Genomic DNA, 15,119 nt, shown 5'->3' with positions numbered 1-15,119 from the left:
GACTGGCGCAGGGACTGGCTGATCTCGGAGCGCTCCGAGCCGGCCACATCGCTAAAGCGGGTCGAGGTGAACTGGTCGCCGTCGCGGACCTCGAAGCGGTAGGTGTCGGTGCTCGAGTTGTACTTGAACGAGTACGCCTTCTCGGACGAGACCATGAAGTCATAGTTGTCGAGCTTGAACGTGTCGTTGTCGTAGGTGGTCGGCTGCCACTGCGATGCAGAGAATGTCATGCGTTTGCCCCTTCTTTCCCTCTGTGTGTGAGAGCTCAATACGAAAGCATGCAAGAACGTCGACCGATCGAACGGATCGGCCTGATATACTTGATAGTACTGGCTGTGGACGATGCTGGGCGGGCGCTCTGTTGATGAAAATCAATTGAGCGTGAGTGCGAATACAGCTTGAAAAGTCCGCCATGTCTTGTGATGCGGCGACAAAATTTTGCCTTTTCGAGCCATAACCAAGAGGGATGATGGTGATGTGTCTTAAACTTGGCGCAAAACCAAAGCAAATGCGGCGCATGCTTGGCTATAATGCGAAAATTATACCTAAAATGACATATATACGCCTTTAGGCGCTCGCGTTTTGCTTCGTTCGATTGATTTGGTCGATGTAAGGAGCAGGCCGTATTCAGAGCACCAGCCGAGGCGGCGCCAAAGCGGGGCAAGCGCGCTGGAAGATCCAGCCCGAGACTTGTCTCGCCCTACCGACAGAGGCATCAAATGGGCGAAAGAGTTTGATCCGACGTCGGCTGTGCGGCGGGCCCGTACTCGCACCCACGATTTCCGTCGCTGGCCAAGAATGCGAGCCGCTTTTGAGCCGCTCCGTGACGATGTGCAAAACACCGTTTTGAGCAGCACAGGAAAGAGAGTGCTAACACCGAAATTGGTTCGGTCTAGCGCCGAAAAATCCTGAAAAAATCTTGTGATGAGGCGGGATTCCGCCCCATTCTCCACCGCTACGACGGAGTACCTTCAAGATATCGTGGCCGCATCAGAGTATCGCATAGCCAGCGCAACCTTAAGCATCCACAATGGTTGACCTGATGAGGTCGCTGACATGGAGTCACCATGATGCAGGCTGATGATCTGTTCGCCAGTTTTCGACGTTCGTACGAAGCGTACCGCGAGACAGAAATGTCGTTGACCGAGTACCTCGAAGGCTGCCGCGAAGATCCGATGATGTACGCCAGTGCGGCGGAGCGGCTGCTGGCCGCCATCGGAGAGCCTGAGATCGTGGATACCGCGAAGGATCCGCGTCTCGGCCGAATTTTCATGAATCGCACGATCAGGGTCTATCCTGCGTTCTCTGAATTCTATGGGATGGAAGACACGGTCGAGCGCATCGTGAGCTTCCTTCGTCACGCGGCGCAGGGCTTGGAGGAGCGCAAGCAGATCCTCTATCTGCTCGGGCCCGTCGGCGGTGGCAAGTCCTCGCTGGCGGAGCGGCTGAAGATCCTGATGGAGGCTCATCCGATCTACGTTCTGAAGGCGGGTGACGAACTCAGCCCCGTATTCGAGAGTCCTCTCGGCCTATTCGATGCCCAACAGATGGGCGATCAGCTCGAGGAGCGCTACGGAATTCCGAGACGGCGGCTCGGCAATCCGATGAGCCCGTGGTGCGTGAAGCGCCTGGATGAATTCCGCGGTGATCTTTCCCGCTTCCGTGTCGCGAAGATCAATCCTTCCCGTCTGCGCCAAATTGCCATCGCCAAGACGGAGCCCGGAGACGAGAACAACCAGGACATCTCGTCCCTGGTCGGCAAGGTCGACATCCGCAAGCTCGAGATGCTGTCGCAGGCCGATCCGGACGCCTACAGCTATTCGGGAGCGCTCAACCGCGCCAATCAGGGCATGCTCGAATTCGTCGAGATGTTCAAGGCGCCGATCAAGATGCTGCATCCTCTCCTGACAGCGACGCAGGAAGGAAACTATGTGGGCACCGAGAACATCGGAGCGCTGCCGTTCTCCGGCATCATCATGGCCCATTCGAACGAGGCGGAGTGGCAGAGCTTCCGCTCCAACAAGAACAACGAAGCCTTCATCGACCGGATCTACGTGATCAAGGTTCCATACTGCCTGCGAGCGACCGAGGAGCAGAAGATCTACGAGAAGCTCATCCGGACCTCTGAGCTGGCGGAGTCGCCCTGCGCTCCAGCCACCCTGGAAATGCTGGCGCGCTTCTCGGTCCTGTCCCGGTTGCGGGCGCACGAGAACTCCAACGTTTTCTCGAAGATGCGTGTCTACGACGGCGAGAGCCTGCGGGAGGTCGACCCACGCGCCCGTAGCCTCCAGGAATACAAGGATGCTGCCGGCGTCAACGAGGGCATGGACGGCATCTCGACTCGGTTCGCGTTCAAGGTGCTTGCGGCGACCTTCAATCATGACACCGTCGAGGTTGCGGCCGACCCCGTCCACCTGATGTACGTCCTGGAACAATCCCTGCGACGGGAGCAGCTGCCTCCGGATACGGAGCGGCGCTACATCGACTTTATCAAGACGGAGCTGGCTCCCCGGTACGCCGACTTCATCGGTCACGAGATCCAGAAGGCTTATCTCGAATCCTACCATGACTACGGTCAGAACCTGTTCGATCGCTACGTGGCCTATGCGGATGCATGGATCGAGGATCAGGACTTCAAGGACCCCGATACCGGGCAGCTCCTGAACCGAGACCTCCTGAACCAGGAGCTGACGAAGATCGAGAAGCCGGCCGGCATCGCCAATCCGAAGGACTTCCGCAACGAGGTCGTCAAGTTCGCCTTGAGGTCGCGGGCCGCGAACGGCGGACGCAACCCGTCCTGGATCAGCTACGAGAAAATCCGGGAAGTGATCGAGCGGCGGATGTTCTCGCAGGTCGAGGAACTTCTTCCCGTCATCAGCTACGGCTCGAAAAAGGATGGCGAATCGGAAAAGAAGCACAGGGAATTCGTGGAGCGGATGGTGGCGCGTGGCTATACCGAGCGTCAGGTGCGCCGCCTCGTCGAATGGTATATGAGAGTCAAACAGGCAGGGTGATCCGTGATACTGTCAGAGTTGGCGTTGCAATGAACATTGTCGATCGCCGCCTGAATCCGGGTGGCAAGAGCCTCTCAAATCGCCAACGGTTCCTACGCCGGGCGAAATCACTTGTTCAACGGGCCGTCCGCGAAGGGTCCGGCGAGCGGAAGATCAGCGACATTGACCAGAGCGGCGAGGTCGCCATCCCGGCGGATGGCGTCAGGGAGCCGCGGTTCCACCGCGCGCCACAGGAAGGGGTGCAGGATCATGTCCTTCCCGGCAACAAGCGCTTCGTGGCGGGCGACACGATCGAGCGCGAACCCGGCGGCTCCGGTGGCGAACGGTCGGCCGGCGACGGAGGGGAGGGGGAGGACGACTTCCGCTTCGTGCTGAGCCGTGAGGAATTCCTCGATCTCTTTCTCGAGGATCTCGAACTGCCCGACCTCTCGAAGCGGCGGCTGGCGACGCTGGAAACAAAAGAATTCCGGCGCGCCGGGTATTCGGCGACCGGTTCACCGGTGAATCTTGCGGTGCTGCGCACGATGCGCAATGCCATGTCACGGCGCATCGCCATGCGTCGGCCGAAGAAGCACGAGCTGGCGGGCCTGGAGCAGGAGATCCGCGAGTTGGAGGGTCAGGAAGGCTCCGAGGAGCTTCTGACCCAACGTCGCAACGAACTGTCGCACCTGCAGCAGCGAAGCCGGCGCATTCCTTACGTCGATCCTGTGGACCTTCGTTACCGCCGGCTGGTGCCGGTGTCACGGCCGATCGCGCAGGCCGTCATGTTCTGCCTCATGGACGTGTCCGGATCCATGACCGAACACATGAAGGACCTCGCGAAGCGCTTCTACATGCTCCTCTACGTGTTCCTGACCCGCCGGTACGACAACGTGGAGATCGTCTTCATCCGCCACACCCATGAGGCGAAGGAGGTCGACGAGGAAGCCTTCTTCAACAGCGCCGAGACGGGCGGCACGGTCGTGTCGTCAGCCCTGCGGGAGATGCAGCGCATCGCGGCGGAGCGGTATCCGGTGGCGGACTGGAACATCTACGCAGCGCAGGCCTCCGATGGCGACAATTCCCCTGAGGACAACGGCGCCTGCGCGGCTCTGCTGAAGGACGAGATCCTGCCGATCTGCCAGTATTTCGCCTATCTCGAAGTCGGCGCCGAGGAGACCAGGATGCCGGCCGGGTTCATCGGGCGCAGGACGACCCTGTGGCAGACCTACAAGCCCTTCGGCGACGACGGCGCCATGGCGATGCGCCGGGTCACCGACCGCCGGGAAATCTACCCCGTGTTCCGCGAGCTGTTCCAGCGGGGGGGGGGCGATGCGGAGGGAGCGTCCCTATGAGTCGTCCGGGGTCTGAGGGACTGCTTTTCCAGGGCAAGGACTGGGACTTCGGGACGCTGCGGCGGAGCTATGACGCCATCGAGGCGATCGCGGTCAACGACCTCGGCCTCGACACCTATCCGAACCAGATCGAGGTCATCACGACGGAGCAGATGCTGGACGCGTATGCCTCAACCGGCATGCCGCTGTTCTACAAGCACTGGTCGTTCGGCAAGCATTTCGCCTTTCATGAAGCGGTCTACCGGCGCGGCCTGATGGGACTCGCCTACGAGATCGTCATCAACTCGAGCCCGTGCATCTCCTACATCATGGAAGAGAACACGGCGGCGATGCAGACGCTCGTGATGGCTCACGCCGCATTCGGTCACAACCACTTCTTCAAGAACAATTACCTGTTCCGGGAATGGACCGATGCCGAAGGCATCCTCGATTACCTGGACTTCGCAAAGGGATATATCGCCCGCTGCGAGGAGCGTTACGGCGAGGCGGCCGTCGAGCGCGTCCTCGATGCCGCCCATGCGTTGATGTCCCACAGCGTTCACCGTTATCCCCGCAAGCGTCGCCCCGACCTGCGTTCCGAGGAGCGTCGGGAGGCGGAGCGTCACCGCCACCGCGAGGAGACCTACAACGATCTCTGGCGGACGGTGCCGACGGGTTCCGCGACGTCCGAGATCAAGTTCAGCGAGGAGAGACGGCGCGCCCTGCTCGAGCTTCCGCAGGAAAACCTGCTCTACTTCCTGGAGAAGTCGGCTCCCCGGTTGCAGCCCTGGCAGCGGGAGATCCTGAGGATCGTGCGCCAGATCGCTCAGTACTTCTATCCGCAGCGCCAGACCAAGGTGATGAACGAGGGCTGCGCCACCTACTGCCATTATCGGATCATGACCCTCCTGCACGAGCGGGGTCAGATCGACGACGGGGCATTTCTCGAGTTTCTGCAGTCCCATACGAACGTGATCCGCCAGCCGGAATTCGATGATCCGTCCTATGGCGGCATCAATCCCTACGCGCTTGGTTTCGGCATGATGCAGGACATCGAACGGATCTGCACCCGCCCGACCGACGAGGACCGGGAGTGGTTTCCCGATATAGCGGGGAGCGGGGACGCCATGGGGGTCCTGAGGGATATCTGGGCGAACTACCGGGACGAGAGCTTCATCGGGCAGTTCCTCAGCCCCCACCTGATCCGGCAATGGCGCCTCTTCCACCTCGTGGATGATCCCGACTCGCCGGAGCTCCGGGTCGAGGCAATCCACGACGAGCGAGGCTATCGTCATGTGCGGCGCGTTCTTTCTCGGCAGTATGACATCGCCTGGCAGGATCCGGACATCCAGGTCACGGATGTCGATCTGGCCGGGGACCGACGTCTGATCGTCCATCATCACGTGATGAACGGCGGGCTGCTGGCGGAGGGCGACGCGAGGCAGGTTCTCCAGCATCTTGCCGATCTCTGGAGCTACGACGTCGTTCTCAAGGAAGTCGACACAGCCTCCGGAATCCTTCTCAAGGAACATACGGCGCAGGCTCGGCCGGTCTTTTTCTGAGACGCCGGCACGGGCTAGCCTCGCGAATGCTCCGTTGCGCGCAGCGGATGGGACGCTACATTGCCTCTCCATGCCGTTGCCGATCGTCTCCCACTCTGCTTATCAAGCCACGCTCCCGGACGGACATCGCTTTCCGATGCGAAAATACGGCCGCCTGACGGAGATCCTTGAGGAGAGGGGGCTTGCATCAGCCGGGTTCGCGAGGCCCGAAGCTGCTCCGGCCGACCTCATCGCCTTGGCCCATGACAGGACGTATGTCGATCATGTCCTGGCCTGTACGGTGCCGCGGGACATCGAGCGCCGCATCGGGCTGCCTGTGGATGAGGGCGTGGTCCGCCGTGCCAGGACCTCGGCGGCCGGAACACTCATGGCTGCCGAGCTTGCCCTCGTGCATGGCCTGGCCGGCAGCGCGGCCGGAGGCAGCCACCACGGGCAGCGGGAGACCGGGGCCGGCTTTTGTGTCTTCAACGATGTCGCCGTGGCCGCCAAGGCCCTGAAAAGGGACGGTCGGATCCAGCGCGCGCTCGTAGTCGACCTCGATGTGCATCAGGGCGACGGCACGGCGGATTGCCTGCGCGACGACCCCGATCTTTTCACCTTCTCCATGCATGCCGAGAAGAACTACCCTGTCCGCAAGATCCCGAGTGACCTCGATATCAGCTTGGCCGACGGGATGGGGGACGAGGAATACGTGGAGGCCCTCAGGGCCCATCTCCCGCGCCTGCTCGATGCGCTGGCTCCCGATCTCGTCTTCCTCAATGCGGGCGTCGACCCGCACCGGGACGACAAGCTGGGGAGGCTTTCACTGTCGGATGCAGGATTGCGACGGAGGGACGAGCTGGTGGTCGAGGAGGCGCGAAGCCGTGATATTCCGCTCGTCGCCGTGATCGGTGGCGGCTATTCCACAGACATCGATGCGCTGGCGCGACGGCACGCCATCGTGTTCGAGGTGATGGCGGCGTGGAACGAGGCCCATTCCTGAATGTCCTCGGTCACGATTCCCCCCGCCGGCCACCCATAGCCTCACCCGCCCGTCAGTCGAATGAGAACACGCGAGGACGAACCTCCCATGTCGGTCAAGGACGCCAAGGTTTCGGAGAGGAAGAACTCTCCCCTGTCCCCGTTTCGACACCGCATCTTCCTTGCCGTCTGGGTCGCCAGTCTCGCGTCCAATTTCGGAGGGCTCATCCAATCCGTGGGTGCGGCCTGGCTCATGACCTCGATCGGCGCCTCGGCCGACTACGTCGCCTTGGTGCAAGCCTCGACCACGTTGCCGATCATGCTGTTCTCCCTGGCCGCCGGAGCCATCGCGGACAATTTCGACCGGCGCAAGCTGATGCTGGCGGCACAGCTCTTCCTGCTGGTCGTGTCGATCGCGCTGACGGCGTGCACCTATTTCGGCCTCGTGACGCCCTGGCTCCTCCTCGCCTTCACCTTCCTGGTGGGCTGCGGCACGGCCTTCAACGGCCCCGCATGGCAGTCCCTGGTGGGGGAGATGGTGCCGCGATCGGAGCTGCCGGCCGCCATCGCGCTCAACAGCATGGGTTTCAACATCGCCCGAAGCGTCGGACCGGCGATCGGCGGCATGATCGTCGCGACGATCGGCGCCTTTGCGGCCTTCGCCACGAACGCGTTCAGCTACCTTGGCCTCATTTTCGTTCTGGCACGATGGAGGCCGGTGACGCCGCCTCGGGTGCTTCCGCCGGAGACCCTGGGAGCCGCCATGGCGGCGGGCCTTCGCTATGTCGCGATGTCTCCCAAGATCGGTGTCGTTCTGCTCCGCGGAGCGATCTTCGGTCTCGCGGCCATCGCCATTCAGGCCCTCATGCCTCTCGTCGCTCGGGACCTGATCAGCGGCGGGCCCTTCACCTATGGACTTCTGCTCGGGTCGTTCGGGCTCGGAGCGGTCGGAGGAGCCTTCCTCAGCACGCGCCTGAGGCAGGCGCTATCCCTCGAGGCCCTTGTTCGCGTCTCGTTCGTCAGCTTTGCCGTCTGCGCCGCCATCGCGGGCATGAGCACGACCCCATTCCTCACCATCCCGGCGATGTCCATCGGAGGTGCAAGCTGGGTGCTGGCGCTGTCGAGCTTCAACGCGACCGTCCAACTTTCCTCGCCGCGCTGGGTCGTAGGCCGTGCGCTCGCGCTCTACCAGATGGCGACTTTCGGCGGGATGGCGTTCGGCAGCTGGATCTGGGGCGCTTCAGCCGAGCGGTTCGGGACGGCGGACGCTCTTCTTATCTCCGCCATCGTACTGGTCGCCGGCGCGGCGCTCGGCCTGCGCTTTCCACTCCCTGAACTGAAGACCGTGAACCTCGATCCCCTCAACCGCTGGAAGGAGCCCAGCGTCGCCGTCGATATCCGGCCGCACAGCGGACCGGTCGTGATCACAATCGAGTACGTCATCCGGGAGGAGGACCTGGTCGAGTTCCTCTCGATCATGGCCGAACGGAAGCGGATCCGGCGGCGCGACGGCGCCCGTCACTGGACGCTCCTGCGCGACCTTGAGAACGTCAACATCTGGGTCGAGCGCTATCACACACCGACATGGCTCGAATACATCCGCCACAACCAGCGGATCACCCATGCCGATGCCGTCGTCGGCGAGAGGCTTCGAGCCTTGCACCAAGGCCCTGAATTGCCCAAAGTGCGCCGAATGCTCGAGCGCCCGACCGGGTGGATCGCAACGCACCATATTCCGCCGGCTCGCGAGATGGCCGACCCGCTCACGGATCCGGTCCGCTCATCCTGACCCGCAACGGCGCTCTCGTCAGTTCCGAACGGATCCTTCCGAGGCGGCAAGGACGTAGCCGGGCCGTGCGGCCTGGAAGCCGAAGCGAAGACAGAGGAGGGTGATTGCCAGGATCAGAACACTCGGCCATTCCGGGCCGTGGTGGACGTCTCGGAGGAGCCCGACCGCGAAAGGACAGAGGCTCGCACCGAGATAACCGACGCTCTGGGACATTCCTGAGAGCATCGCCGCCACTTCCGGGGAGGGGGAGCGCAGCGAGATGAAGAGCAGCGCGAGGCCGAAGAGGCCGCCCTGCCCGAGGCCGAGGAGAAAGGCCCATACATGGCCCGACGCGATCGGAGCGTAGAGGAGCCCGAAGAATCCCGCTCCGGTGCTCGCGAGCACCAGCACGATCAGGAGCTTCGGCGACAGCCGTTTGGCTGCAAGGGTCGGGACCAGCAGCGCCGTTACCGTTTGGGCCATGATGGACGTCGACGTCATCATTCCGGCGTCAATGTTGTCGAGCCCGCGGTCGCGCAGCAGGGTCGGAAGCCAGCCGAGGACGACGAAGGCCAAGCCTGCTTGGAGGCCCATGAAGGCCGTGACGGACCAGGCGACCCGGTCGCCCATCAGGGCCGCGAAGCGGGTAGGCTTGGCGGACCGGATGGTCGCGACACTGGCCCGTGCCAGGATGCCCCACAGGATTGCAGCAATGACGGCCGGAATGCTCCATGCCGCAAGGGCCGTGGTCCAGGAGCCGCTTGCGCGCTCTAGCATCGGGGTCAGGCCGGCCGCGCTCGCGCCGCCGACGCTGAGAACCATCGTGTAGAGTCCGGTCATCAGGCCGAGACGGTTCGGAAAATCCCTGCGGATGACGACGGGCAGGAGCACGCCCGCCATGCCGATCGCCGCGCCGGCCGCCAGGGTGCTGGCCGCCATTGCGCTCGGATGCGACAGTGCACGCAGCCCGAGGCTGGCGGCCAAGAGCAGGAAGAGAAGGCAGATCGCCCTTTCCAGTCCCAACCTTGAGGCGAGCAGCGGGGCGAATGGCCCGGTCAGCCCGAAGCAGAGCACCGGCGCAGTGGTCAGCGCCCCCGTCCAGAAACTGTTGAGTGCGAGCGCATTCTGGACCTCCGTGAGAAGCGTCGCCAGTCCCGTGAGCGCCGGTCGAAGATTGAACGCGGCCACGACCAGACAAAGTGCAACGAAGCTTCCGACGCGCAGGGTCTGCTGTGGAGGCGGTCTTGGACTCGGTTTTCTGTTTTCGTACGAGCTCACGGGACGCTGGGCCCTTTCGCTGCGGCCGATCTCGCAGCCGCTTCTGCCCGCGGCTCAGGCGCGGGTGATGTGCATTTCCAAGGAGCGGATGGATCACCCAGCCTGCCGAGCCGGGTGACCCTCGTCCGGCATCAGTGCTCGATTTGGTCGGTCGCCCGAACGTGGTTCCAGAACATCCGCGGCGTCTCCAGCATGGAGCGGAAGCCGGTCCGGTCGAGCATGGCATCGGTCTCGCGCTGTGCGTCGTCGAGAACCTCGTCCTCGTCCACGAACATCGCCTGCCGGTTCTGAAGCGCGATGCGCCCGTCGACGATCACGGTGTCCACATCGTTGCCGTTCGCAAAATAGATCAGCCGGAAGACCGGCATGTTGAGCGGGTAGAGGTGCGGGCGCCGCAGGTCGAGGAGAACCACGTCCGCCTTCTTTCCGGCTTCGAGTGAGCCGATCTCCTTCTCCATGCCGAGCGCCTTCGCGCCGTCGATGGTGCACATCTCCAGCACCCGCCCGGGCGGAAGCCACGTCGGGTCCTTGAAGTAGGTGCGGTGGTAATGCATGCATTGCTGCATGTGGCGGAACATGTCGCCGGAGCGGTCCGGCGCCGTCGCGTCGGAACCGAGGCAGACATTGGCGCCCGCCTCCAGCAGTTCCGGAACAGGGCAGCGGCCGAGGATCGACGCGATCGCGCTCGGGTTGTGCGCGATGCTCGTGCCCGTATCCGCCACGATCCGGATCTCGTCCTCCGTCAGGTCGGTCGAATGCGACAGGAGGGCGTTGGGACCAAGAATCCCGAGTTCCTTCGCATAGGCCACGCTGCCTTTCGTGTGTCCGTCCTGCGTGAAAACGAGGCCGGCCTCGCGGGCGAGGTCGGCCGTCATCTTGGCCTGCCGCCGAGCCTCCGCCAAGTTCTCCTCCCCGAGCTGCTCCCGGTGCTCCTCTCGCAGGGTCGGCGTGATCAGCGCGATGTTGAGACGCCCGCCATGGCTGCCGTGCCAAGTCTGGATCAGCGTTTTGCAGGTTTCGAACTGCTCCTCGAAGGTGACCGGCCGCTCCACGGCCTTACCGCCGACGAAGCGCGCATAGGTGCGAGGATGCGGTGGACGGGTCGGACCGACGGCCACCACCGAGCGCGTTCCGACCTCGCGCACGCCCTCGCAATGGGCATCACCATAGACAGGCTCGTCCGTGCGCAGGATCGTGTCGCCGCCGCCGAGGAGCGAGACGCCGGTGGTCACGCCGAAGCGAAGCCGCTCCAGAGAGGCAAGGCGGGCCTCGGCGCGCCAGAACTCGGGCGTCGAGGCCACCGTATAGGCCTTCTCGCAGGCTTCGTACCATTGCTGGCTGTCGCCTCCGCCCATGGTCTTGATCAGCCCATGCCCCGCATGGGCGTGTCCGTCGATCAGCCCGGGCATGACGATCTTGTTCTTCGCGTCGATGACCACGGGCGCCTGATGAGCTGCGGTGACCTCGCTGGTCGGACCCACCGCCACGATCCTGTCCTTTTCGATCGCGACCGCACCGTCCTCGATCACGCGGCGATGCGGATCCATCGTGACGACGATGCCGTGGGTGATGATGATGTCGGCCATTCAAAAACTCCGGTCGGTCAGGCGGCTTGGGGCTCGCCGCGTATGCGGTCGAGGGTCGGGACGAGGGACAGCAGTTCTCGCGTGTAAGGGTGCTGAGGGGCGGTGAAGAGGGTCTCGGACGGGGCCTCCTCCACGAGCTTGCCCTGTCTCATCACGGCGACGCGGTCGCACATCTGGCGCACCACGGCGAGGTCGTGGCTGATGAGGAGGAGCGTCAGGCCGGTCGCGTCGCGCAGATCCTTGAGCAGGTTCAGGATCTGGGCCTGGACCGATACGTCCAGGGATGAGGTCGGCTCGTCGCAGACGATGAGCCTGGGCCTCGCGCCCAGGGCGCGGGCGATGGACAGGCGCTGACGCTGTCCACCCGAGAAAGCATGCGGGAAGCGCTGCGCAGCCTCGGCCTCCAGCCCGACGGCCTCGATCAGCCGCGCCACGTCGTCCTCGGCTTCCGCCTTCGAGGAGGCGAGGCGATAGAACAGGATGGGCTCGGCCAGGATCGAGCCGATCCGCATGCGGCTGTTGAGGGACGAATAAGGATCCTGGAAGATCATCTGGATCGCCTGACGCAGGGGCCCAATGCGACGGATGGCGCCTTCGCCGGCGACGGTCTGGCCGCGATAGGTCACCCGTCCGGCAGTGGGGTTGAGAAGACCCGAAACGACATTCGCAATGGTGGTCTTGCCGCAGCCGGATTCCCCGACCAAACCGAAGACTTCGCCGCTGTTCACCGAGAAGCTCACGCCGTCCACGGCGCGGAACGTGTGCCCCTTCGAGCCGGGCAGCCAGCCGCTCGTGATGTACTCCACACACAAGTTCTCGACCGAGAGGATCGGCGCACCGTCGACGGCGTCGCCTGTCCGCTCGGCGCTGGACCGCAGCATCGCACGTGCCTCGGCCGCACGGCCCTTGCCCTCGTCGCCGAGCACCGGGAAACGATCGAGCTTCGCGTCGATCCGCGGAACGGCCCCGATGAGCGCCTTGGCGTAGGGCGCACGCGGCCGACGCAGGACCTCCACAGTCGGGCCCGATTCCACCACCTTGCCGCGGTGCATGATGGTCACCCGGTCCGCAATCTGCGCGACGACGCCCATGTTGTGGGTGACGAGCAGGATGCCGATGCCGCGCTCGTCTGCCAGATCCCGCAGAAGCTTCAGGATCTGAGCCTGAACCGAGACGTCGAGGGCCGTCGTCGGCTCGTCCGCGACCACGAGCTTCGGGTCGCACGAGAGGGCGGCGGCAATGACGACGCGCTGTCGCTGGCCGCCGGAGAGCTGGTGCGGATAAGCCTTGAGGCGACGCTGCGGCTCTGGGATCCCAACCGCCTCAAGGAGCTGAAGGGCGCGTGCGCGGGCTGACGCCCGGTCGAGCTTGAGATGGGCCCGCATGGTTTCAGTGAGCTGGCTTTCCACCGTGAAGAGCGGGTTGAGGCTCGTCATCGGGTCCTGGAACACCGCGCCGACGTCGCGTCCGAGGACGACGCCTTCTGCGGAGCCTTTGGCCGGGTCGAACGGCTTGCCGCCGATATGGATCGTGCCGGCGGCGATCCGGCCCGGCTTCTCGAGCAGGCCCATCACCGCATTGCCGATGGTGGTCTTGCCGGCTCCGGATTCGCCCACGAGGGCATGGATCTCTCCGGGCTGGATCACCAGCGACGCATGCTCGACGGCGGTGAATACCGAACCGTTCGCGAGCGGGTACTCGACCCTCAGGCCGTCGATAGCCAGGACAGGCGGTTGAAGATCGCTCATCGTTTCACCCGCAGTTTGGGATTGAACCGGTCGCGGAGCCAATCGCCCACGATGTTGACGGCCAGCACCAGGATCACGAGAGCGAGGGCGGGGAAGAGGGCAATCCACCAGATCCCCGAGAAGACGAACTCGTTGCCGATGCGGATCAGCGTGCCGAGGGACGGATAGGTCGGCGGCATGCCGACGCCCAGGAAGGACAGGGTCGCCTCGGTCAGCACCGCTGCCGCCAGGTTGATGGTGGAGATCACCAGAACCGGGCTCATCACGTTCGGCAGGATGTGCCGCAGCATGATGCGACGGGACGGCAATCCGATCACCTTCCCGGCGCGCACGTAGTCCTTGGCCGTCTCGACCATGGTGGCCGCCCGCACGGTGCGGGCATATTGCACCCATTCGTGGATCGCGATGGCGCAGATCAGGATCAGCGGCGCCCACTCGGCGGTCGCCGCCCCCGGAAAGATCGCGCGGGCCACGCCGCTGACCAGCAGCGCGAGCAGGATCGTCGGGAAGCTCAGGATCACGTCGGCGACGCGCATGATCACCGCGTCGACCCGGCCGCCGTAATATCCGGCGATCAGGCCGAGGATGACGCCGAGGGTCGCTGCCATGATGACGGCCCCGCCGCCGATCGCGATGGAGACCCGGGCGCCGTAGAGCATTGCCGAGAGGAGATCGCGTCCTTGGTTGTCGGTGCCGAGGAGGAATCGTGCGTCGCCGTCGGCCGTGAAGGCCGGCGGCAGTTCGGCATTGATCAGCTCGAAGGACGCTAGGTCCGTAGGGTCGTAAGGTGCGATCCAGGCCGCGAGCAGGGCGCAGGCGACGATGGCGAGCGCCAGAACGGCTGCGACCATCACGGAGATCGGCGCGCCGATGCGGGTGATGAGGCCGGGGGAGGGAGCGAGCGTTTTCATGCGGACCTCGCGCGCAGGCGGGGATCGACGACCGCATAGAGAATGTCGACGACCGTGTTGATGAGGACGAAGAGGAGGCCCACGAAGAGCAGGTAGGCCGCCATGACGGGAATGTCCGCGAAGCTTACGGCCTGGATGAAGAGCAGGCCCATGCCCGGCCATTGGAACACGGTCTCGGTGACGATCGCGAAAGCGATGAGGGAGCCGATCTGAAGACCCGTGACGGTGATGACCGGCATGAGGGCATTGCGCAGGGCGAGGCGGAAATGGATGTATCGCGACGGCAAGCCGCGCGCCTTCGCGAAGCGGATGTAGTCGCTCGACAGCACGTCGATCATCTCGGCGCGGACCAGCCGCATGATGAGCGTGAGCTGGTAGAGGGCGAGCGTGATCCCGGGCAGGAGCAGGGATTTGAGGCCGCTCGCCGTCAGGAATCCGGTCGACCACCAGCCGAGATCGACGACCTGCCCGCGCCCGAAGGAGGGAAGCCAGCCGAGCGAGACCGCGAAGACGAGGATCAGCACGATGCCGGTGACGAAAGTCGGCGTCGAGATCCCGACCAGGGAGAGCGCCTGTACGAGGCGCGCCGCGATGCCGTTCGGCTTCAGGGCGCACAGCACGCCGAGCGGAATGCCGAGGGCGAGCGACAGGACGGTCGCGACGATCACGAGTTCCAGCGTTGCGGGAAGGCGCTCGGCGATGAGCTGCGTGACGGGGCGCTGGTTGCGATAGCTGATGCCGAGATCGCCGCTGAGCGTACGCGCCAGAAATCGGCCGTACTGCACGACGACAGGCTGGTCGAGGCCGAGGGAGCGCCGGAGTTCCGCCTTCTCCTCGACAGTGGCGTTTTCACGCGACATGGTCGCCACGGGATCGCCGACGAAGCGGAACATCAAGAAGGACACCGCCGAGACGACGAGCATCACGAGAGCCGCTTGGCCGAGCCGGGACAGAAGGACTTTCAGCATGTGCATTTCTG

The 15,119-nt window shown here is 64.0% G+C and carries 11 protein-coding genes; 5 read left to right on the top strand and 6 right to left on the bottom strand.

What is annotated here, in order from left to right; all coding sequences use genetic code 11:
• Positions 1-230, bottom strand: a 230-nt coding sequence (locus DES45_RS20450) for a hypothetical protein (protein ID WP_147282458.1), incomplete at its 3' end; no start/stop codon positions are given.
• An 840-nt stretch (positions 231-1,070) separates the two neighbouring features.
• On the opposite strand from DES45_RS20450, the gene DES45_RS20445 reads away from it, so the two are divergent.
• The 5 genes from DES45_RS20445 to DES45_RS20425 all read left to right on the top strand — a co-directional run bounded on the left by DES45_RS20445 (position 1,071) and on the right by DES45_RS20425 (position 8,638).
• Positions 1,071-3,014 (top strand): PrkA family serine protein kinase, encoded by a 1,944-nt coding sequence (locus DES45_RS20445; protein WP_210210245.1) that lies wholly within the window; start codon positions 1,071-1,073, stop codon positions 3,012-3,014.
• 29 nt (positions 3,015-3,043) lie between these two features.
• Positions 3,044-4,348 carry a YeaH/YhbH family protein gene (locus tag DES45_RS20440; RefSeq protein WP_114772036.1) on the top strand — a complete coding sequence of 435 codons (1,305 nt, stop codon included), beginning with the start codon at positions 3,044-3,046 and terminating at the stop codon, positions 4,346-4,348.
• The gene (locus DES45_RS20435; RefSeq protein WP_114772034.1) at positions 4,345-5,889 is read left to right on the top strand and encodes a SpoVR family protein; all 1,545 of its coding nucleotides are present in this window, start codon (positions 4,345-4,347) and stop codon (positions 5,887-5,889) included. The genes DES45_RS20440 and DES45_RS20435 overlap by 4 nt, the downstream gene beginning before the upstream one ends.
• Before the next feature lie 136 nt (positions 5,890-6,025).
• Entirely contained in the window at positions 6,026-6,871 is an 846-nt protein-coding gene (locus tag DES45_RS20430) for a histone deacetylase family protein (RefSeq protein WP_425374299.1), read from the top strand.
• Between the two features lie 87 nt (positions 6,872-6,958).
• Positions 6,959-8,638 carry an MFS transporter gene (locus DES45_RS20425; protein ID WP_114772030.1) on the top strand — a complete coding sequence of 560 codons (1,680 nt, stop codon included), beginning with the start codon at positions 6,959-6,961 and terminating at the stop codon, positions 8,636-8,638.
• Between the two features lie 18 nt (positions 8,639-8,656).
• Here DES45_RS20425 and DES45_RS20420 read toward each other — a convergent pair whose 3' ends face one another.
• The 5 genes from DES45_RS20420 to DES45_RS20400 form a co-directional block, all read right to left on the bottom strand.
• Entirely contained in the window at positions 8,657-9,805 is a 1,149-nt protein-coding gene (locus DES45_RS20420; protein ID WP_170151577.1) for an MFS transporter, read from the bottom strand.
• 221 nt (positions 9,806-10,026) lie between these two features.
• Positions 10,027-11,481, bottom strand: coding sequence for an amidohydrolase family protein (locus DES45_RS20415; RefSeq protein ID WP_114772026.1), 1,455 nt, complete (start codon positions 11,479-11,481; stop codon positions 10,027-10,029).
• 17 nt (positions 11,482-11,498) lie between these two features.
• Positions 11,499-13,229: a dipeptide ABC transporter ATP-binding protein gene (locus DES45_RS20410; RefSeq protein ID WP_114772024.1), complete on the bottom strand. Its 1,731-nt coding sequence runs from the start codon at positions 13,227-13,229 to the stop codon at positions 11,499-11,501.
• Positions 13,226-14,140, bottom strand: a complete 915-nt coding sequence (locus tag DES45_RS20405; RefSeq protein WP_114772022.1) for an ABC transporter permease — start codon at positions 14,138-14,140, stop codon at positions 13,226-13,228. Before DES45_RS20405 ends, DES45_RS20410 begins: the two co-directional genes overlap by 4 nt.
• A complete protein-coding gene (locus DES45_RS20400; protein WP_114772020.1) occupies positions 14,137-15,108 on the bottom strand; it encodes an ABC transporter permease in 972 nt (323 codons plus the stop codon). Before DES45_RS20400 ends, DES45_RS20405 begins: the two co-directional genes overlap by 4 nt.
• Positions 15,109-15,119: the final 11 nt, after the last annotated feature.

It is taken from the genome of Microvirga subterranea (assembly GCF_003350535.1).
In the GTDB taxonomy this organism is placed as follows: domain Bacteria; phylum Pseudomonadota; class Alphaproteobacteria; order Rhizobiales; family Beijerinckiaceae; genus Microvirga; species Microvirga subterranea.
The sequence above is the reverse complement of the archived record's forward strand: the minus strand, read 5'-3'. Positions and strand labels throughout refer to the sequence as shown.

Excerpts from the sequence above, each read along its gene's own strand:
- DES45_RS20445 (WP_210210245.1), top strand. The coding sequence starts at position 1,071 with ATGCAGGCTGATGATCTGTTCGCCAGTTTTCGACGTTCGTACGAAGCG.
- DES45_RS20440 (WP_114772036.1), top strand. The coding sequence starts at position 3,044 with ATGAACATTGTCGATCGCCGCCTGAATCCGGGTGGCAAGAGCCTCTCA.
- DES45_RS20435 (WP_114772034.1), top strand. The coding sequence starts at position 4,345 with ATGAGTCGTCCGGGGTCTGAGGGACTGCTTTTCCAGGGCAAGGACTGG.
- DES45_RS20430 (WP_425374299.1), top strand. The coding sequence starts at position 6,026 with ATGCGAAAATACGGCCGCCTGACGGAGATCCTTGAGGAGAGGGGGCTT.
- DES45_RS20425 (WP_114772030.1), top strand. The coding sequence starts at position 6,959 with ATGTCGGTCAAGGACGCCAAGGTTTCGGAGAGGAAGAACTCTCCCCTG.
- DES45_RS20415 (WP_114772026.1), bottom strand. The coding sequence starts at position 11,481 with ATGGCCGACATCATCATCACCCACGGCATCGTCGTCACGATGGATCCG.
- DES45_RS20410 (WP_114772024.1), bottom strand. The coding sequence starts at position 13,229 with ATGAGCGATCTTCAACCGCCTGTCCTGGCTATCGACGGCCTGAGGGTC.
- DES45_RS20405 (WP_114772022.1), bottom strand. The coding sequence starts at position 14,140 with ATGAAAACGCTCGCTCCCTCCCCCGGCCTCATCACCCGCATCGGCGCG.
- DES45_RS20400 (WP_114772020.1), bottom strand. The coding sequence starts at position 15,108 with ATGCTGAAAGTCCTTCTGTCCCGGCTCGGCCAAGCGGCTCTCGTGATG.